Origin of the sequence: Brevibacterium aurantiacum, assembly GCF_900169065.1 — a bacterium.
GTDB lineage: Bacteria > Actinomycetota > Actinomycetes > Actinomycetales > Brevibacteriaceae > Brevibacterium > Brevibacterium aurantiacum.
In genome coordinates this window covers 76,352-95,143 of sequence record NZ_FXZB01000020.1, presented here as the reverse complement: position 1 = coordinate 95,143, position 18,792 = coordinate 76,352, and the positions used below count along the sequence as shown (strand labels likewise).

Annotated in this window: 17 protein-coding genes, 1 tRNA gene and 1 pseudogene; 9 read left to right on the top strand and 10 right to left on the bottom strand. The window is 64.2% G+C overall.

The window, feature by feature from the left end; translation table 11 throughout:
* Positions 1–197: 197 nt before the first annotated feature.
* From BAUR9175_RS14390 to BAUR9175_RS14370, 5 genes are all read left to right on the top strand, one after another.
* Positions 198–270: transfer RNA gene (locus BAUR9175_RS14390), tRNA-His, on the top strand.
* 200 nt (positions 271–470) lie between these two features.
* A complete protein-coding gene (locus tag BAUR9175_RS14385) occupies positions 471–899 on the top strand; it encodes an organic hydroperoxide resistance protein (protein ID WP_101584164.1) in 429 nt (142 codons plus the stop codon).
* A gap of 90 nt (positions 900–989) precedes the next feature.
* Complete coding sequence (locus tag BAUR9175_RS14380) at positions 990–1,853, top strand: ribokinase (protein ID WP_101584163.1); 864 nt, start codon at positions 990–992, stop codon at positions 1,851–1,853.
* Positions 1,850–2,773, top strand: a complete 924-nt coding sequence (locus BAUR9175_RS14375; RefSeq protein ID WP_009882701.1) for a dihydrodipicolinate synthase family protein — start codon at positions 1,850–1,852, stop codon at positions 2,771–2,773. The genes BAUR9175_RS14380 and BAUR9175_RS14375 overlap by 4 nt, the downstream gene beginning before the upstream one ends.
* A 148-nt stretch (positions 2,774–2,921) precedes the next feature.
* Positions 2,922–5,195 carry a choice-of-anchor I family protein gene (locus BAUR9175_RS14370; protein WP_096161697.1) on the top strand — a complete coding sequence of 758 codons (2,274 nt, stop codon included), beginning with the start codon at positions 2,922–2,924 and terminating at the stop codon, positions 5,193–5,195.
* Positions 5,196–5,244: 49 nt separating this feature from the next.
* Here the strand turns inward: BAUR9175_RS14370 and BAUR9175_RS14365 are convergent, their stop codons facing one another.
* A complete protein-coding gene (locus BAUR9175_RS14365) occupies positions 5,245–6,063 on the bottom strand; it encodes a siderophore-interacting protein (protein ID WP_101584161.1) in 819 nt (272 codons plus the stop codon).
* A gap of 179 nt (positions 6,064–6,242) precedes the next feature.
* Positions 6,243–7,562: a glutaminase gene (locus BAUR9175_RS14360; RefSeq protein ID WP_009882698.1), complete on the bottom strand. Its 1,320-nt coding sequence runs from the start codon at positions 7,560–7,562 to the stop codon at positions 6,243–6,245.
* A gap of 205 nt (positions 7,563–7,767) precedes the next feature.
* Here BAUR9175_RS14360 and BAUR9175_RS14355 point away from each other — a divergent pair, with 205 nt between their 5' ends.
* Both BAUR9175_RS14355 and BAUR9175_RS14350 read left to right on the top strand, forming a co-directional pair.
* On the top strand, positions 7,768–8,622 hold the full coding sequence (locus tag BAUR9175_RS14355; protein ID WP_069600516.1) for a hypothetical protein: 855 nt from the start codon (positions 7,768–7,770) through the stop codon (positions 8,620–8,622).
* A gap of 2 nt (positions 8,623–8,624) precedes the next feature.
* Positions 8,625–9,353 (top strand): hypothetical protein, encoded by a 729-nt coding sequence (locus BAUR9175_RS14350; RefSeq protein ID WP_009882696.1) that lies wholly within the window; start codon positions 8,625–8,627, stop codon positions 9,351–9,353.
* 6 nt (positions 9,354–9,359) lie between these two features.
* Here BAUR9175_RS14350 and BAUR9175_RS14345 read toward each other — a convergent pair whose 3' ends face one another.
* The 8 genes and pseudogenes from BAUR9175_RS14345 to BAUR9175_RS14315 all read right to left on the bottom strand — a co-directional run.
* Positions 9,360–9,719 (bottom strand): antitoxin, encoded by a 360-nt coding sequence (locus BAUR9175_RS14345; protein WP_009882695.1) that lies wholly within the window; start codon positions 9,717–9,719, stop codon positions 9,360–9,362.
* A 45-nt stretch (positions 9,720–9,764) separates the two neighbouring features.
* Positions 9,765–11,045: a Zn-dependent hydrolase gene (locus BAUR9175_RS14340; RefSeq protein WP_009882694.1), complete on the bottom strand. Its 1,281-nt coding sequence runs from the start codon at positions 11,043–11,045 to the stop codon at positions 9,765–9,767.
* Between the two features lie 65 nt (positions 11,046–11,110).
* The gene (gene nhaA / locus BAUR9175_RS14335) at positions 11,111–12,400 is read right to left on the bottom strand and encodes a Na+/H+ antiporter NhaA (RefSeq protein WP_069600513.1); all 1,290 of its coding nucleotides are present in this window, start codon (positions 12,398–12,400) and stop codon (positions 11,111–11,113) included.
* Positions 12,401–12,513: 113 nt separating this feature from the next.
* Positions 12,514–12,663 carry a hypothetical protein gene (locus BAUR9175_RS19390; protein ID WP_162619340.1) on the bottom strand — a complete coding sequence of 50 codons (150 nt, stop codon included), beginning with the start codon at positions 12,661–12,663 and terminating at the stop codon, positions 12,514–12,516.
* Positions 12,664–12,730: 67 nt separating this feature from the next.
* Positions 12,731–13,459, bottom strand: coding sequence for an LmeA family phospholipid-binding protein (locus tag BAUR9175_RS14330; protein ID WP_009882691.1), 729 nt, complete (start codon positions 13,457–13,459; stop codon positions 12,731–12,733).
* Positions 13,460–13,508: 49 nt separating this feature from the next.
* Positions 13,509–14,270, bottom strand: coding sequence for a LutC/YkgG family protein (locus BAUR9175_RS14325; RefSeq protein WP_009882690.1), 762 nt, complete (start codon positions 14,268–14,270; stop codon positions 13,509–13,511).
* Entirely contained in the window at positions 14,267–15,796 is a 1,530-nt protein-coding gene (locus tag BAUR9175_RS14320) for a LutB/LldF family L-lactate oxidation iron-sulfur protein (RefSeq protein WP_371860667.1), read from the bottom strand. Before BAUR9175_RS14320 ends, BAUR9175_RS14325 begins: the two co-directional genes overlap by 4 nt.
* 251 nt (positions 15,797–16,047) lie before the next feature.
* A pseudogene (locus BAUR9175_RS14315) lies at positions 16,048–16,788 on the bottom strand ((Fe-S)-binding protein); the annotation flags it as partial.
* A 222-nt stretch (positions 16,789–17,010) separates the two neighbouring features.
* Here BAUR9175_RS14315 and BAUR9175_RS14310 point away from each other — a divergent pair.
* A complete protein-coding gene (locus BAUR9175_RS14310) occupies positions 17,011–17,853 on the top strand; it encodes a FadR/GntR family transcriptional regulator (protein ID WP_164513971.1) in 843 nt (280 codons plus the stop codon).
* Between the two features lie 16 nt (positions 17,854–17,869).
* Entirely contained in the window at positions 17,870–18,790 is a 921-nt protein-coding gene (locus tag BAUR9175_RS14305; RefSeq protein WP_069601392.1) for an SCO6745 family protein, read from the top strand.
* The last annotated feature ends 2 nt before the right edge of the window (positions 18,791–18,792 follow it).

The following is an 18,792-nucleotide window of genomic DNA, read 5'->3' as shown; positions in this document are numbered from 1 at the left end:
GGCGTCTGGCGGTCATCGGGATCTTGCCTTCCATAGGGCAAGCCTGCTCCCGTTTGTTGGGAGTTCGCGCTCAAAGTCTTTGAGGCACCGCCTGGTTCTACGCGCTCAAAATAGCTGAGGCACGTCGTGAGTTTGCCCGGGTGCCTGAGTGAGGTTAGGATGTATCTTGCTGTCTGCACCTGGTTGCAGCGCATGTGGTGGGTATAGCTCAGCTGGTAGAGCGCCGCGTTGTGGTCGCGGATGTCGCGGGTTCAAGTCCCGTTACTCACCCCGAACGGGAAGCCCCGGAGTCTGAAGACTCCGGGGCTTTTCTCATTCCTGTTCCTCTTCAGTCGGTCACGATCTGGCCTATCACCTACAGGGTCACCCCTGGACTTCCGTCGGTGAAGCGACAATACTCGGTCGCAGGTGCCTTCTTCGTGAAGGACCACGATCTGTGACATCACGATTCGACGAACAGGAGACGTGTTATGAACACCCCAGAGAGCATTGCCTACACCGCAAAGGCCGAGATCACCGGAGGCCGTGACGGTCATGGCGCCACGGACGACAAGGCAGTCGACGTCGATCTGCGCACCCCCAAGGAAATGGGCGGGCCCGGCGGAGGAGCCAACCCCGAGCAGCTCTTCGCCGTCGGCTACGGAGCCTGCTTCCAGGGCGCCATGGGCCTGGCAGGCAAGGAGCTGAAGGTCGACACCTCGAAGTCAGTCGTCAATGCCGAAGTCGGAATCGGCAAAGAAGGGGAGAGCTTCGGCATCAGCGTCAAGCTCACCGTGACCATCCCCGGCGTCGACCAGGACACCGCGCAGAAGGTCGTCGACCGCACCCACGAACTCTGCCCCTACTCGAAGGCCACTCGCGGCAACATCCCGGTCGAACTCGTCGTCCACGGCGCCTGACCGACCCACCGCACACCCAACTGAACACGACGACATGTCGGCACCCGAGAGGCCTCTCGGGTGCCGACATCGGTCTGAGGGGAGGAACCCATGACCGTTGACCTCGACCTCACCGTCGTCGGCAGCATCAACGCCGATATCACCGCCGTCACCCACCGTCTGCCCGCAGCCGGTGAAACCGTGGGCGGGGGTCGGCTCGTCCACAGCCCCGGTGGCAAGGGCGCCAATCAAGCCAGTGCCGCGGCCCGACTGGGCGCGAGGACCAGAATGATCGGGGCCGTCGGCTCCGATGCCGCAGGCACGGCGATGACACAGGCACTGCTGAGCGCCGGCGTCGGGACCGATGACATTGCTGTCGTCGACTCGGAGACTGGGACCGCTCTCATCATGGTCGATGCAGCTGGTGAGAATCAGATCGCCGTCTGCGAAGGCGCGAATGCCCACGTGAGCATCGCCGAATGCGAATTCGGTGCCCAGGAGACCGTGCTCGCCCAGCTCGAGGTGTCCATGGACCTGATCACAGAATTGTCACATACCGTGCCGGGACGATTCGTCATCAACGCCGCCCCCGCTCTCCCTCTGCCCGCCGAGGTGGTCGAGCGAGCCGATCTCATCATCGTCAACGAGAGCGAATACGATCTGCTCCCGCAGCTGCGAGACGCGAAACTGGTGGCGATCACCTATGGTTCGCGGGGTTCGGGGTTATACGAATACGGTCGAGAGGTGGCCTTCGCAGAGGCATTGCCGCGTCGACCGGTCAGCACCGTCGGTGCCGGAGACGCATTCTGCGCGGCCCTCACCATCGCCCTGGCCGCCGGATACTCGCGGCAACGGTCACTGGCGGTGGCCAATGCCGTCGGTGCCGAGGCCGCGATGGACCCGAATGCCCAACCCGAATTCCACCGACTCGAGCACTACCTGCAATCGACGACTACGACGGAGACCACGACATGACGGACCCGAACGCTCCATCGCCTGACCTGTTCACGGGCCTGAGCGCCTTCCCCCTCACCCCGATCAGCGACGAGGAGATCGACGAGGCTGCCTACGCGGGGCTGCTCCAGCGTCTTGTCGCCGCCGGCGTCGATTCGATCACTGCCCTGGGATCGACCGGATCGTATGTCTATCTCAGCACCGACGAACGCGCCCGAGTCGCGCAGCTGACCGTCGAGCATGCTGCCGGGATCCCCGTGTTCGTCGGGATTGGAGCACTGCGCACGCGCGACGTTCTGGCAAATGTGGCCGCGGCTGAAGCCGCTGGCGCCCAGGGACTCCTGCTCGCTCCCGTCAGCTATCAGCCGCTGACCGAGGACGACGTGTTCGAACTCTTCCGCACGGTCACCTCGGCGACCGATCTTCCCGTCGTCGTCTACGACAATCCGGGCACCACGCACTTCACGTTCACCCTTGATCTCTACGCCCGACTGGCCGATCTCGACGGCGTGGCCTCGATCAAGATTCCCGGGCAGGCGATGTCGCCTCCGGACTTCACCGCCCATGTCGAACGGATTCGGGCCGCCACCGGCAACCGCGTGAGCATCGGGATCTCCGGTGACGCGTTCGGAGCTTCCGGCCTCAATGCCGGCTGCGATGCCTGGTACACGGCCGTCGGCGGAACCCTGCCGGCCCCGATGCTCGCGATCACCCGCGCCGCCCAGAACGGCGAAGCGGACCGGGCGTTGGAACTCTCCGCCGAACTCCAGCCTCTGTGGGATCTCTTCGCCGAACTCGGCGGCAGCCTTCGAGTCACCGCCGCGATCGCCGAACATCTGGGACTGGTTGCCCCGCATTCCCTGCCCCTTCCGATCCTCGGCCTCACCGATGACCAGAAGAGGAAAGCCGCCGAGGTGGCCGATACCCTCCACCTCGACTGAGCGACCGCGCTCGAGGTTTCGCCCGGAGCAGGGCACGTGTGTTCACTCGGAATCCACCCGGAGTTCGAGGCAGAGACAGACCGCCTGCCTATATATAAGTGGTTGCGGGCAGTTTCGCCCCCTCGATCACCTCGACTCCGGAGAACCGATGACGCATCAGTCCACCTCGCGCTCAACCACGGCCGCCCTGACCGTCCTGCTGCTGACCGCAGGCCTGAGCGCTACAGGGACGATGATCGGCACTGGAGCAGCAGCCGCGGCCGAGGTGAGTGAGCCCATCAGCTACTCCGCGCCGGAGGCAGGCGTGGACCTCGGATTCCTCGGCTCGCACGAGACCGGCCAGTTCGACGAGTCCGCCGCAGAGATCACCGCCGTCCACGGCGACACGGCCTTCACCGTCAATGCGCAGGCGGCAACCGTCGACATCATCGACATTTCCGATCCGCACAAGCCCGAGAAGTCCGGTGAAATCACCGGTTCCGGAATCGCGAACTCCATCGCCGTCCGTGACGACGGACTCGGCGTCATCGCGCTGGAGAACGAGGACAAGACCGCACCGGGATCGTTGATGTTCTTCGACGCCACCGACACCTCGGCGACGGTGCTGGGCACTGTTTCGGTGGGATCGCTGCCGGACATGGTGGCGCTGACCCCGGACGGCGCGCATGCGCTGGTGGCTAACGAGGGCGAACCGGACGAGGATTTCGCCACCGACCCTGAAGGGTCCGTATCCGTGGTCGACCTGCCCGCCGAGGTGGCCGCACCCGAGGAATCGGATGTGCACACCGCCGACTTCCACGACTTCGAGGAAAGCGGTTCGAAGACGCTGCCCGACGACGTTCGCGTCTTCGGACCCGAACCGCACGACGATCTGCCGGTGTCTCGCAACCTCGAACCCGAATACATCACCGTCGCAGGTGACAAGGCATACGCCACGTTGCAGGAGGCGAATGCGATCGCCGTTCTCGATATCGCGACAGCCGAAGTCACCGAGGTTCTGCCGCTGGGCTTCAAGGATCATGGTCAGGTCGGCAATGGACTCGACGCCTCCGACCGAGACCCAGAGGATGCTCCGGAGAAGAACATCGCTGAATACCCGGGACTCAAGGGCGCCTACATGCCCGACACGATCTCAACATTCACCTCCGGCGGCACCGACTACCTGGTCACCGCCAACGAAGGAGACTCCAGAGAATGGGGCGACTTCGTCGACGCAGCCAGGGTCAAAGACCTCGGCGAGGACGAATTGGCACCGGTCTGTGAGACCTCCCCGCTGGCCGACAAACTCGGTGACGAGGACCTGGGCAGGCTCAACATCATCACCGACCTGGGGCTGAGCGAAAGCGGAGACTGCTATGAAGAGCTCTACTCCTTCGGTGCCCGATCCTTCTCCGTGTGGACGACCGACGGTACGCTCGTCGCCGACTCCGGCGACAGCTTCGAACAGATGACCGCCGAGGCGATTCCCGATTTCTTCAACTCCAACCATTCCGAGTCCAACCTCGAAGGTCGCAGCGATGACAAGGGGCCAGAACCCGAGGCGCTGACTGTTGGTCAGGTGGGTGAGACCACCTATGCCTTCGTCGGGTTCGAACGGGTGGGCGGAATCGCCGCCTTCGACCTCAGCGACCCAACGAACCCCACGTTCGCCACCTATTTCAACAACCGTGACTTCTCGGTCTCCGTCGAAGATGAGATCGAGGACGCCGCCGACCCAGACGCTCTGCTCTCCAGCGCAGGCGACCTCGGACCGGAAGGCATCACCTTCCTCGGTGCCGACGAGTCTCCGACCGAAGAGGCCGCCCTCGTCGTCGGCAACGAGGTCTCAGGCACCACCAGCCTGTACTCCGTCGCCGATCTCAACGACGACGGCGGTTCGGACCCAGGGGCCGAAACTGACGACTCAGCTGACTCGGACGACTCGACTGATTCCAACGACTCAGCCGAATCCGACAGCTCGGCTGCATCCGATGACTCTACGGATGCCGACAGCTCAGGTACCTCAGAGGCTTCCTCCGACTCCGGTGCTTCGGCCGATTCCAACGACTCAGGCAACTCCACGGACTCCAACGACTCGACCACTTCCGACAGCTCCAAGGACACCGACGGAGCTGCCGACTCCACGGGTGCAGGCGAAGACTCTGCCGCAGACTCCGAAGGGTCAGAGTCCGGGGCGAACAGCGACGCCGGCGCGTCCTCCGACGGGACAGACGCAGACGGCGACAATGCAGGCTCGCTGCCGCGCACCGGTGCGGACATGGGCCAGTACCTCATCATGGCCGGCATCGCGCTGGGTCTCATCGGCTTCGGTGTCCTTGCCATCTACCTGGCACGTCGCCGTCGGAACGGTCGTCGCGGAGACGGTCGCCGCAGCGGGGCACAGTCGAGCAACGACGTCCTCGGCTCAATCGGGTGGGATTGAGCGCGAAGATTCTCTGCTCGGCTGGGTGGGACTGAAGCCTGCGATGGTGTCAGTCGATCTTGCCGATGGGTTCGCGTTTCTCGGCCTGGAACTGGTCCTCGGCGCGACCGCGAGCCCAATAGGCTGAGATCGACAGCGACTCACGGGGCACCTCGTGTTCCTTGAGGACCGTCCGGATCGTTTTGATGGTCCCGCGCTCACCGTGGGCGAAGACCTGCGGTGTTCCTTCGGACCAGTCGAGCTCGCGAACAGCGGAGATGAGCTCATCGTCATTGTCGACCCAGACCACGGTGACGCCAGCAGGTGTGGCCGGCAGCAGCCGGTCTGCTTCGTCTGCGACGGCGGCGATGACGGTGCCCTTCGCCTCGGTGTCCATGGCTTCAAGCGCGGTGCTGACAGCAGGTATTGCGGTGTGGTCGGCAATGAGCAGATGCCATGCGGCATCGGGGTTCGGCCGGTACTTGCCTCCGGCACCGACCATGACGATGGTGTCACCTGGCTGCGCGGTCTTGGCCCAGGGGCCTGCAACGCCCTCGCCACCGTGGATGACGAAGTCCAGTGACAGCCATTTCTCGTCTTCGTTGATCTCCCGCACGGTATAGGTGCGGTTGCGGGGCAGCTTCTCGGGGGAGTTCTCCCGCAGCTCTGCCAGATCATAGGGCGGAGTGAGACCGTGTGCGGGGTCGGCGAACATGAGCTTGACGTATTTGTCGGTCGCCTCGTTGCTGTTGAGGGCATCGAAGCCCTCACCGCCGGCCCTGATGCGAATCAGGTTCGGGGAGATGGCGGTGACCTCGTGGACGGTGAGGATGGCCTGCGGCCGGGGTGGACGGGCTGAGCTGTTCTGCGTTGTGTGCGTCGTCGACATAGAGAGCCTTCCTGGGATGCGCTGGGATGCGACAGGGCCGGGCCGTTCGGATGGGCCGCCTCGGCGAGGGCCCCAATCTGCGCCTGCATGATCAGGTTAGTTAGCCTTACCTTATCAAGTGACGGTGTGGGCTGCCTCAGCCGGGCCACCAGGAGCCGCTGCGAAATCACGCAGCAAAATCACACGGCTCTCTGTGACCAGTCCTCACGCAGCCGTCGCAGACCCTTGAGCGCCTTGGGGGAGTCGACGTATTCGACCTCAGGCAGGGACGAGCTCGGGCTCTTGCACAGGAGCATGTCTTCGGGGTCCATGAGCGCGATGCGCTTGCCGTCGTCCTCGAGACGACTCATCGCCTCGGTGAGCATGCGCCTGGCCACCCCGTTGATCTCGTTGACCCGACGCAGGTCGAGAACGAAGACCTCGACATTGGATTCGGGGGCGTCCATGGTCCGGATGACGTTCTCGGCACCGCTCCACTGAATCAAGCCCTGGAGGCTGCAGATGCGGACCATGACGCCCTGGGAGTCCACGAAGCGTCGGTCACGGCGAATGATGGAGCGGGCAGGTTCGGGAGCATCCATGATGTGCAGACTCAGCTCCCGTGAGAGAGTCCGGAAGATGTTGGCTCCACGAACACTCGTCCCGTGCTTGTCCAGGCGCGGAGAGAAGGTGGCGATGCCGACCTGTCCGGGCAGGACCCCGAAGACTCCGCCCGAGACGCCTGACTTGGCGGGCACGCCGACCTCTGTCATCCAGTCACCGGCCGCGTCGTACATGCCGCACGTCATCATGACGCCGAGGACCTGACGGTTCACGCGAGGTGAGAGCACCTGTTTGCCGGTGATCGGATTGATTCCACCGGCGGCCAGGGTAGCGGCCATGATGCCCAGATCCTTGGTGGTGATGAGGATCGAGCACTGGGCGATATAGCCCTGGACCACCTCGTCGGGCTGGTCGGTGTAGACACCGTGGGAGCGCAGCATATTGGCGATCGCGACATTGCGGTAGGCCTCACCCCATTCGCCTTCGGCCACCGAATCGTCGACGCGCAGCTGCCGCCCGGCGAACTCGGACAAGCCGGCACGCACGATCTCGATCCGCTCGGCCAGCGAGGCTCCCGGCTCACCCAGGAGCGAATGGATGACCATGGCTCCGGCGTTGATCATCGGGTTGAGTGGTTTGCCCGACATCTTGTCCAGCGAGAGCTCGTTGAAGGCCTCACCACTGGGTTCGACACCGACCATGTCGAGGACCGCGGCCAGTCCCTCCTGCTCGATCGCCATGCCGTAGATGAAGGGCTTCGACATCGATTGGATGGAGAACTCGAACTCCGAGTCACCGGAGGAGTATTCGACCCCGTCGAGGGTGGAGATGCAGATACCCAGCTTCTCCGGATCGGCTGCCGCCAGATCGGGGATATAGTCCGCGTTCACACCGGACCGGTCTGACCTGTGACGATCAAGCGTCTCGTCCAGAAAATCAGGGATAGGGGATCGCATTGCACCTCCTGCAGTGTGATGAAGTTCGTGGGATGTGATTCGGTTGAATGAGTCGGGGCAGCTGATGCCCGACTGCTATTCTCACACACACCTCTGCTGGTGGGGAGTCCACCGCGGGGCAGCGAACTCAACATGGGCAGAGCATGTGGCAGAACCGGAACTGGGCTGGCACAGATGCCGCAGCGGCCAACCATAGTGTGTGAATATGTCGAAGCCAATCAGCATCATCGTCGCCGGTGCCATCGGGTTCGCCGCGATAGTCATCATCCTCGTGATCGTGTTCCAGGGGTCCGCCCGCATCCCCGATATGCCACCGGATCGGTCGAGGTATCCCGAACAGGCGCTGACACCTGAAGAGATCACGGTGAACGTGACACCGCGTAGCGATGGGTCGCTGCAGGTGAGCCAGCGCCTGATCTTCGATGTCACAGATGAGATGAAGGAGCCGCTGTCCTGGTATATCGGTGGAGAGCAGATCGGCTGGAACACCGGCGTCGGTGACGGTCCGAGGTATTACGTGCTCCCACAAGTTGGGGAGGTCTCAGCGCAGGAGCTGAGCACCGCGGAGGACTCAACGAAGGAGAATCCCGCCGAGGTGGGCGATCTCACCGTGACACGCGAGAATCGGTCGATCGACGATCCATTCTCCGACTCGGCCGTCTACGACTTCACGCGTGAGAAGCAGGCTGGCGAGGATTCGCAGTGGACCCCGGGCAGGCACGTCGTCGACATCACCTATGTTCTTGACGACGTCTACCTCAACGTCGATGGGCATGAGCTCTTCGTTCTGCCCCTGCGATTTCCCTCTGGATCGAACGAAGCGCCGAGCATGCGCACCGTGTCACTGGAAGCGGGAGGCCCGATCCAGTGCCTGCCAGACCATACGGAGTTCGACCCTGACGCCGAATGCACGGGATTGGACAAACATCGCTTCACCGACGACGGGACCAGACTCACCTGGTCAGAAGAGACCTCACCCAGCATCGAGGCCATCGGATTCGCAGCCCCGGAGAACATGCAGGCCGAACCCATTGACGCACCCGAACGCGAGAGGAGCTGATCATGAACTCCCGAAAGCACTGGACCAGTTCAGGTAACCGGAAAGCCGCCGGTGCCGGCCTCGGTGTACTGGTGGTCGTGGCCGCAACCATCGTCGCTGGCACGGTTCCCGTCGATGACGTCTCTGCCGCACCCAACCCGTACATGGGAGAGGACGCCACTCACACCATCACCATCGACTCCGACGGCAGCTATCAGGTGCACATCGACCAGACCATGGAGCTGGCCAGGAACTACAAGTTCACCTTCGGCGGCATGGTTCACGACGGCTTCCGCTTGCCTGACACGGAGTCTGTGCTGCCGCCTTACCTGCGGGCACAGTACTCAGATCCGACGATCACCATGGATGGTCAAGCCGCCGAAGTGGATGTTGAGCACGAGGTCCACGCCGTCGACATCTCCGCCGAGGACACATTCACCAAAGGAGAGCACGAGGGCACCGTCGACTACAGGGTCACCGGTGCAGCAGTCGGCTCCGTGCAGGCGAAGACTGGAGGAGTCGCCGTCTACTTCCGATCGTTGGTGCCCGGGGACGTGGTCGTGAAATCAGCTGAATCGATCGTCGCAGTCGAGTGTGAGGACTGGCCTCCGGAGGGTGAACCCTGCGGCCGGAAGTCCGGTGATGACTGGTTGATCGGGCCTGACGAGCTGGCAGAGACCGACGCAGTACGGATCATTCTCGACACCGATGAGGCAGGCCTCAGCGAGCCGAGGATCGATTCGACGAAGTGAGAATCCTCAGGGGCGAGTTTCGCCCTCGTCGGTGCGAGGATTCACATCGGGGCGCTGCTCGCCGGTCGGTCGCTGCTCGTCAGTGGGACGCTGATTGTCACCGGGGTTCTGCTCACCGGCCGGGCGCTGGCCATCGGCCTGGTTGTTCTCCGACTTCCCATCGGTGCCGACGGCACGGTCGGCGGCGTCTCGGGCCTTCTGGATCTTATCGGTGTGCTTGCCATTGGTCAGAGACTCCGCGACCCCTGCCGCCTTGTCGAGAATCGAATCGGTAGCCTTCTCTCCCTTGTCGGAGTTGAGCTTCTCGCGGACCTTCGGATCGTTGGCCAGGTTCTTTGCCTTGTTGATGAACTTGTCGAATGGCATGATGCGGCCCTTCTCAGCAGACGGTCGTGTCAGCACTGACTGTAGTCACCGCGACTGTGCTCCACCTGACCGTGCAGTCGCACCTGAACCTGTAGCACCGTCGAGGCGGAGCACCGTCTGCAGCAAAACCTCGATTCCAGGGACGATGTCATCGAGTTCCGTGAATTCCTCGGGACAGTGGCTGCGGCCATCATGTGAGGGCACGAAGATCATGCCCACCTGCGTCTTGGCGGCGATGATGCCCGCGTCGTGACCGGCACCGGAGAACATCGTGGCCCTGGAATGACCAAGCTCATCGGCCACCTCGGCGATGGTCGAGGTGATCGGCTCGTGCAGCGGCACGGGCGCATCGTCGGTCGTCCACTCCATCTCCACGTGGACACCGCGCTTGTCGGCGTTCTGGTTGGCAGCATCGGTGAGCCGCCGCTGAGCCTCATTCAGCCAGGACCCCTCGGGGCCGCGGAACTCGCCTTCGACGCTGGCATTGGCCGAGACGACGTTGACGGCCTCGGGAGTGAACTGGATCTGACCGCTCGTACCCCGCGTGTTCGTCCCGGACTCGGCGATCGACTCGACGGCGAGCACCGTGCCGGCAGCGGCACACCCCGCGTCGGCGCGGACATCCATCGGGGTCGTGCCTGCGTGGTCCTGGCGTCCGGTGAAGAGCGCCTTGAAGTGGTTGATGCCGGTGATGGTCTCAACGACGCCGATCTGTCTGCCCATCCGCTCCAGTTCGGGCCCCTGCTCGATGTGGAGTTCGAGGAAGGCAGTGACCTTCGAGAAGTCGTAGCGTGCGTCGAGGAAAGCCTCGGGATCGATGCCGGAATCAGGCAGAGCCTCGGCGAGGCTGCGGCCGCTGGTGTCGGTGGCGGCCAGGGTGGTGCGGTCGACGAGTCCTGTCATCGCCCGGGAGCCGACGCAGAAGAAGCCGAAGTCATTGGGCTCTTCGTTGAAGAAGACCACGATGACGAGGTCATGGTCGAGTCGGATGTCGTTCTCCCGCAGCAGCCGCACGACCTCGATGGCACCGAGGACACCGGTGATTCCGTCGAATCGGCCACCGCCGTCGACGGTGTCCGTGTGGGACCCGAGCATGATCTCACGCCCGCCGAGGCGACCGGGCAAGACTCCGATGACGTTTCCGGCCCCGTCGACTCGGGTCTGCAGCCCTGCCTGCTTCATCAGAGTGCGGGCGTAGTCGCGGCCGGCGATGTCGAATTCGCTCAGCGCTCGCCTCGTCCATCCGGGCCGCTCCGAGTCGACGAGGGTGGCCAGCGTCGTCAGCTCGGATGAGAATCGTTGGCCTACCGGGGTGATCGTGCTCATCGTTGAGCCTTTCTGATGGTGCGGTGGTGAGGCGGTGCCAGTGTGCGTGAAGAGGTGTGCCCTCGTCAGGGCTGATGCACATCCAGGGTAGCGCCCTCTGCCTTCCGGTACCGACGGTTTCTGCTGCCCAAGACGAGCGTTGCCAGCAGGGCCGCGATCACGGAGGCGCTGAGGATGGCGACCTTCGCGTAATCGTGTGCGGGGGAGCCGGGAATGAAGCTGAGTTCGGCCACGAGGAGGGAGACCGTGAAGCCGATGCCTGCGAGCAGACCGACGCCGGCCAGATCCAGCCATTTCAGGCTCGGATCCAACCCGGCGGAGGTGAATCGGGAGACCAGCCACGTCGAGGCGAGGATGCCCAATGGTTTGCCGAGCACCAGTGCCGCGATGATCGCGAAGGTCAGCGGCTGGGAGAATGCCGTGGCCAGCCCCTCGAATCCGCCCACGGCCACACCCGCGGCGAAGAAGGCGAACACGGGGACGGCGAATCCTGCGGACAGGGGGCGCAGGCGGTGTTCGAGCACCTCGGCGAGATTCGGGGTTTCGTCTTGGACTGGCCTGCGATCCTGACCTGTGTCCCGGCGCCGAGCCAGGGCCGGGATGGTGAACCCGAGTGCGACACCGGCGATCGTGGCGTGGATTCCGGAGGCATGCATGAGGCCCCAGGCGATGAGTCCCAGCGGCAGCAGAATCACCCACGCTGCCCACGCGCGGTCGACGAAGAATGTTCGCCACCGGGAGGCGATGAGTCCGTAGACGATGATGACTCCGACGGCTGCCAGCAGGGGGATGGGGTTGATGGTCTCGGTGTAGAAGACGGCGATGATGCCGATGGCGAGCAGGTCATCGACAGCGGCGAGGGTGAGGAGGAAGATGCGCAGCGCCTTGGGCAGGTGGGAGCCGATGATCGCGAGGATCGCGACGGCGAACGCGATGTCCGTCGCGGTGGGAATCGCCCAGCCGCGCAGCAGCTGCGGGTTCGAGGTCATGAGCACCGTGTAGATGAGGGCCGGGACGATGACACCGCCGGCGGCGGCAGTGATCGGGACGATGGCCGTGCGGAAGCTGCGCAGGTCCCCATGGGTGAATTCGGTCTTCAGCTCCACCCCGACGAGGAAGAAGAAGATCGCGAGCAGCCCGTCGGCGGCCCAGGTGCCCAGGCTCAGCTGCAGGTGCCACGGCGCGAAGCCGATCTCGACGTCTCTGAGAGCGAAGTACGAGTCCGCGAGTGGAGAGTTCGCCCAGATGAGGGCGGTGAGTGCGGCGATGACGAGGAGTCCGCCGCCGACGGTGTCCTTGCGCAGAGAGGTGAGCAGGCGATTGTCGCCGGTGGTCGTTGGAGAAGGTGAAGACACGGAGATCCCGTTTCGTGGTCGGACGGTGTGCTTTTCCGACCCGAAATGTGTGGGTGCTCTGCCAGAACGATCAGTGATCGAGCGCCGAGAGGCTCGTGCTCATGATCGTCTGCTCAGAGGGTGGGCCGGAGTCGTTCGCCGGCCAGAAGTGGGGCTGTTCCCGAGAGCATCATGCCCCAGGAGGTGATGTAGCCATTGGTGCCCGGATGTCCCAGAACCCACACCTTTGGTGTGAAAACGGTGTCGGGCATCGTGGGAGTCATCGCAGTCAGTCTACGCGAAATCAGAATGCTCTCGCAGGTTCACGCCCCGCCTCGAGTCGCCCCAACCTCAATTCAAGGAGACTCCGGTGCCATGGAGGCTGATCTCCAGACCGGTGTCAGTGGCCTTGATGTCGGTGAGTTCCAGGCCTGCGGGCAGGAAGTCGAGGTCGATGACGATGTCGGAGATCGACGAGGTCAGAAATGACGGAAGCGAGTCGATGTCGACCTCGGCAGATCCGAGCTTGATGGTCGTGGCATTGACCACGACCTGCCGCGACTGCGCCTGCGGGTCTATTCCGATGAGCAGCTCCTGACCGAGCAGCGAGCCTTTGAGGAAGAGTCCGCCGTCGATCGTGGTGAACGACATTCCCTCGGGCAGCGAGGCGTGTTCAGTGGCCAGCGAGTCGATCGTCGACAGCGGAATCACCGCGCTCGCCTCGACCGTGCCGATGGGGCGTGAGGTGTCGACCGGGACGTCGAAGAGTTCGGCATCGACGTCGGTGAAGTCGACATTCTCATACTGCGCCTGATCCGCTGTGACACGAACGGTGTCAAGCGTTCCTCCGGCCATCTGAGTGAGCACGGGGAAGCCCTCAACGTTGACATCAGCCTCGCCGTAGGGTTCGAGGCTCGAGGCGATCTTCTGCTCAGTGGTGAAGTCGACCACCCGGTCGGCGGCGATGACGCCGAGGATGAGGGTGAGCACGACGATGACCGCGGTGACGATGAGCTTGGACCGGCGAGACCTCCGCCGAGGTGGTTCGCGTGGGTACTCTGCAGTGCGGGCCATCGTCATAGCCACCATTGTTCCGCATCGCTGATGGCCCAGGCGTCGTGGGTCCGACTCACGTATCGACGATGACCACGTCGAGGGTGCGCGGACCGTGGACGCCTTCGACACGTTTGAGCTCGATGTCGCTCGTCGCCGAGGGCCCGGAGATGAATGTCAGCGCCGCCGTCGGAGTCAGGCGGGCGATCCCCTCGGGCACGATGTCGACGATGTCGGCCACGCGCACAACGCAGACATGATGGTCCGGCACGAGCGTGATCGCCCGCCTGCCGCACTCGGGTGATCCGTCGAGGACGATGGTTCCCGTCTGCGCGATCGCCACCGCCGAGGCGGTCACCACCGCAGCCTGTGCGTCGAGTTCGGGAATGCTCAGCTCCTGACCCGGAGCATCGACCGAGACCTCACCGGAGAACGAGTTCATCCATGAGTCATCGAGCCCGCGAGGCACGACGACCTTCGACCCGGAGTCGAGGAGCCCCGCAATGGTGGCCGCTGGGTCGCCGCTGACGCGGTGGACGTTGGCCTTATAGTCGACAAGACGATCGATGAGCAGCTCGATGAGGTCCTCACCCTCATGCGTGCCGGTGCGAAGATAGTCCGCGCTCTGATTGACCATTCCGCCGCCGGCCGCGGGAATGTCGGCACCAGCAGCTTCGGCCTCGCCGCTCGTGCCGTGCGACTGCTCGGAGCCGGTGGCACTTGGGGGTGAACCGGTGGGCACGGTCCCGGAGGCGGACGAGACGTACTCGCCCCCACCTCGGCGACCGAGGGCCTGATTGATGCGGCCGAGGATCTCTTCACGTGCGGTGTCCGTCATGTCTCGTCGTCCTCTTCCTCTGCGCGGGCCTGATCCTCGGCCCACAGCTGTCTGAAGCTCTTCTCCGGCAGCGCGGGGATGTCACGGCTCGAGGTCCATGCTCCTGCGATGCCTGGCAGCGAATTGATCTGCTCGCCGCCGGTGACCGCGTGGGCGATGGGCAGACCGGATTCGGCTGCGGCCATCCGCTTGCCGTCGCTCATCATCCACGAGGCGCCGGTGAGTGCGGCGTCGAGCTGTGAGGAGACGGGGGAGTGGTTGGCTTCGACGTCCTCGCCGCGCAGGTGGACGAGGATCTCGGGAATGTTGATCTTGACCGGGCACACGTCGTAGCAGGCTCCGCACAGGCTCGAAGCGTAGGGCAGGGAGCCGTTCTCTTCGACTTCTATGCCGGTCATCAGCGGTGAGAGGATCGCGCCGATCGGTCCCGGGTAGGTCGACCCGTAGGCGTGCCCGCCGGTGCGTTCGTAGACGGGGCAGACGTTCATGCACGCCGAACAGCGGATGCAGTTGAGCGCTGTGCGTCCGTGCTCATCGGCCAGGGCCCGGGTGCGGCCATTGTCGAGGAGGACGAGGTGGACGTTCTGCGGACCGTCGCCGGGAGTCGTGCCCGTCCAGAATGAGGTGTACGGGTTCATCCGCTCACCGGTCGATGAACGGGGCAGCAGCTGCAGGAAGACCTCGAGATCATCGAAGCTCGGCAGCAGCTTCTCGATGCCCATTACGGTGATGAGCGTCTCCGGCAGGGTCAGGCACATGCGGCCGTTGCCCTCCGACTCGACGACGCCGAGTGACCCGGTGTCGGCGATGCCGAAGTTCGCTCCGGAGATCGCGACCTTCGTGGTGAGGAACTTGTGGCGCAGATGTCGCCGGGCAGCCTCGGCGAGGACTGCGGGCTCATTCGTCAGGTCTCCGGCATCGGACATCTTGTCCATGAAGATGTCGCGGATCTCATCGCGGTTGCGGTGGATGGCCGGGACAAGAATGTGGCTGGGCTTGTCATCGCCGAGCTGGACGATGAGCTCGGCCAGATCGGTTTCGAAAGCGTCGATGTCCTGAGTCTCGAGGTGTTCGTTGAGGCCGATCTCCTGGGTCGCCATGGACTTGACCTTGATCACCTCACGGCGCCCGTTCTCCAGCACCGGGGCGTTGGCCTCGACGAGTTCGGTGACGATGGCATTGGCCTCATCGGCATCCCGGGCCCAATGGATGACGCCGCCGGCTGCCGTGAAGTTCTTCTCGAACTCGGCCAGATACTCCGGCAGGTTCTCCATCACGTGATTCTTGGCCCGAGACCCTGCCTCGCGCAGGGCCTCCCAGTCGTCGAGTTCGGCGACGACCTCGGAGCGTTTGTCGCGAATCGTCGCGGTCGCATGTCCGATGTTGTTGCGCAGCTGCTGGTTCGACAGATGCTGATGTGAGACCCCGGCGAAGGACTCGTCTTCGACGATATTGCCCTGCCCGCCTGGAATCTCATGGTCGTCATGGCGTGTGGACCGCAGCAGCGGCATTCCCAGAAAAGTCATCGCAGACTCCCTCCGCTCACGGTTGCTCCTTCACTTTGGACACGCAGCGGGTCTTCCTTGGTCGAGGCGAGGATCCGCGCCAAGTGGACCGCTGACTGTCCGACTCTCAGGCCCGACTGCACCTGGCTCGGCTCCTGCGGCTGTGTGCCCTGGTCGCCGGGGATACGGTGGTCATCGTCGCTGGCTCCGACGACCGCTGTGAGCTGATCGGCATTGTCAGCGCCGGCCTCGGTCGAGCTCGTCTGCTTCACATGCACGGCCGTGACGTCGGGGGTGCCCTCGAAGTTCCCGGTCCGCTGGAAGCGAGACATCCCGCCGCCCATGTGCAGGAGGCAGGAGGCATCTCCGCCGGTGCACACCTCGGCGCCGGTCGATTGGATGGTGCGGACCTTGTCGGCGAGCATCGCGGAGGAGACCTCGGGGTTCTTCACCGAGAATGTGCCTCCGAATCCGCAGCAGGAGTCGGCCAGAGGGAGCTCGACGAAGTCGATTTCCTTGACCGAGCGCAGCAGATTGCTCTGACGATCGCCGAGGCGCAGCAGGCGCATTCCGTGGCACGAAGGGTGGTAGGTCACCCGGTGAGGGAAGTAGGATCCCAGGTCAGCCCCCGCGTCCGTGATGCCGAGGACGTCGGTGAGGAACTGCGAGAGTTCATAGGTGCGTCCGGCGATGTCGGCGGCCTCCGTGGCCAGGGCCTCGTTGCCCATCCGTCTGGCGACCATCGGCTGCTGGTGTCCGAGCGAGGCGACACAGGACGCCGAGGGGGCGACAGCGACATCCCACTCGGTGCTGGAGAAGGCCCGGGCATGGGCTGCGATGACCGGTTCTGCCTGCGCGAACTTCCCCGAATTGATGTGCATCTGCCCGCAGCAGGTCTGTCCCTCGGGGAAGATCACCTCATGGCCCAGTCTGCGCAGAATCGTCACGGTCGCCTGCGCGACCTCCGGATACATGGCATCGACGATGCACGTGGCGAACAGTGCAATCTTCATCTGACCTCCAAGCCGTGGTGCCTGCAGTGCCAAGAATCGGATCCGGGGCTCGGCTCCTGAGCGGAGACCGATCGAATGCGACGGAAGTGGTTCTTGTCACAAATGTGGTCAGACCTTAACATAAGGGGATGTCCCCGCAAAGGCCTCGGCACAGATGCCCCTGACAATCCCGCTGACTGGGGACTCTTTGCGGGTACCGCGGTCGGCGAAAAGGCAATTACGATGAATAAGGCTTATGAAATAGTCCTTGCCGGAATCGAGGGTGCTTTCCTCGACGGCACCCTCAGCCTCGGCGACCGACTGCCGGGGGAGCGGGCCCTGGCTCAGCGCTTCGCAGTCTCCCGATCCAGTGTGCGCGAGGCCATCCGCATCCTCGACGCCGTCGGCCTCATCCGTTCCGGTGTCGGTTCGGGGCCCGAGGCCGGATCGGTCATCGTCTCCGAGCCGGCGGTGGGCCTGTCCCGGGCCTTGAAGCTGCACGTCTCGGCTCGGCATATCGCTCCCGCAGACGTCCTCACCACTCGAGTCGTCCTCGAGTCAGATGCGGTTGCCACCGCCGCCGAGGCTGTTGCTGCCGAAGCTGGATCTGTCGCGAGGAAGTCACCGACGGGCGACCCCCGCACCGGGTCGGGCAGGGTCCACCTGAGGCGAGCTGGTGAGCTTTTGGCTCGGATGCGTGAGGCCGACATCGCCAAGGCGACCTTCCATGATCTCGACGCCCGATTCCATCGTGAACTGTGTGCCGCGGCCGGCAATCCGGTCACCGACATCATCCTGGCGTCACTGTCCAGCAGCATCCTCGACTATGTCTCCGCAGCGGCCGACGGCACCGATGATTGGCCGTGGGTGCAGGCCGAACTCACCGCACAGCACGCCGGTCTGCTCGAGAGCGTTCTCGCCGGTGACGCGGACCAGGCGCGTCGAGAATGTGCGGACCACATCCACTGGTTCGCTGCCACCACTGGAATCAGAGCCACTACTGGCAGCAGTGACTCTGCGCCAGCCGACACCGGCTCCACCAGCACAGATGCGCCGGCGAACGCTATCGACGCATGGGAGCCCTGACCATAGGATGGGCACCATGAACTCGCAGCGCACGCAGAACATCAGGACCGTCTCTTCCCGTCTCAACTCGTTCCACTCGGCCATGTACTTCTCCGAGACCGTGGGCCGGGAGTATGCCAAGCACGGCCTCGAGCCCGGAGTCGAGGGGAACCTGGCCGGACGATCGGCTCCGCTGGGGCGTGTGAATGCCGGGGTCGTCAGCGCCGCCTACTACAACTACTCACATGCCTTCCTCTCAACCCAGTTCCCGAAGATCTGGGACACAGCGTCACCGGAGACCATGGTGCAGGCGCGCTTCGACGCAGTGGCCGCATTCATGGCCGAGCTCTTCGACTCCCGTGAGGACATCGCACTGCTCACCGAGGCGGCCACGCAGGTGGCCACGGCCGTGGAGCCGGTGCTGGCGAACATGGACTTCTCGGGCCGAGTATTGGCTCAGGCCACCGCGGACGCGTTGACGGCACACAAGCCGAACACGGCGTTCGAACGGCTGTGGGGCGTGGCGACCATCGCCCGAGAGTTCCGCGGTGACGGCCATGTGGCCTCGCTGGTGACAACAGGCGTGCCGGGTATCGACGCTCTCATGCTCGATGTCGCCACGGGTGCTTCGTTCAAGCCTCGTGCGGCGCAGAAGACCCGCGGGTACACCGACGAGGAGTGGAAGGCCGCGCAGTCGCGTCTGGCCGAGGCCGGTCTCATCACTGTCGGTGAGGACGAGCGCGGCTTCGACCTGCCGGCGATCACGGATGCTGGCCGCGATCTCAAGGAGCAGGTCGAGCAGCTCACCGACGGCACCGTGGCCGCAGCCTGGTCGGTCCTTTCCGACGAGGAGATCGAGGCGCTCGTGTCTCCGAGCCGCAGCCTGATCAAGGTCCTGGCCCAGTCCGGGGCCTTCCCCGCCTCGGTCTTCGCCCAGCCGGCCAAGAAGACCAGCTGAAT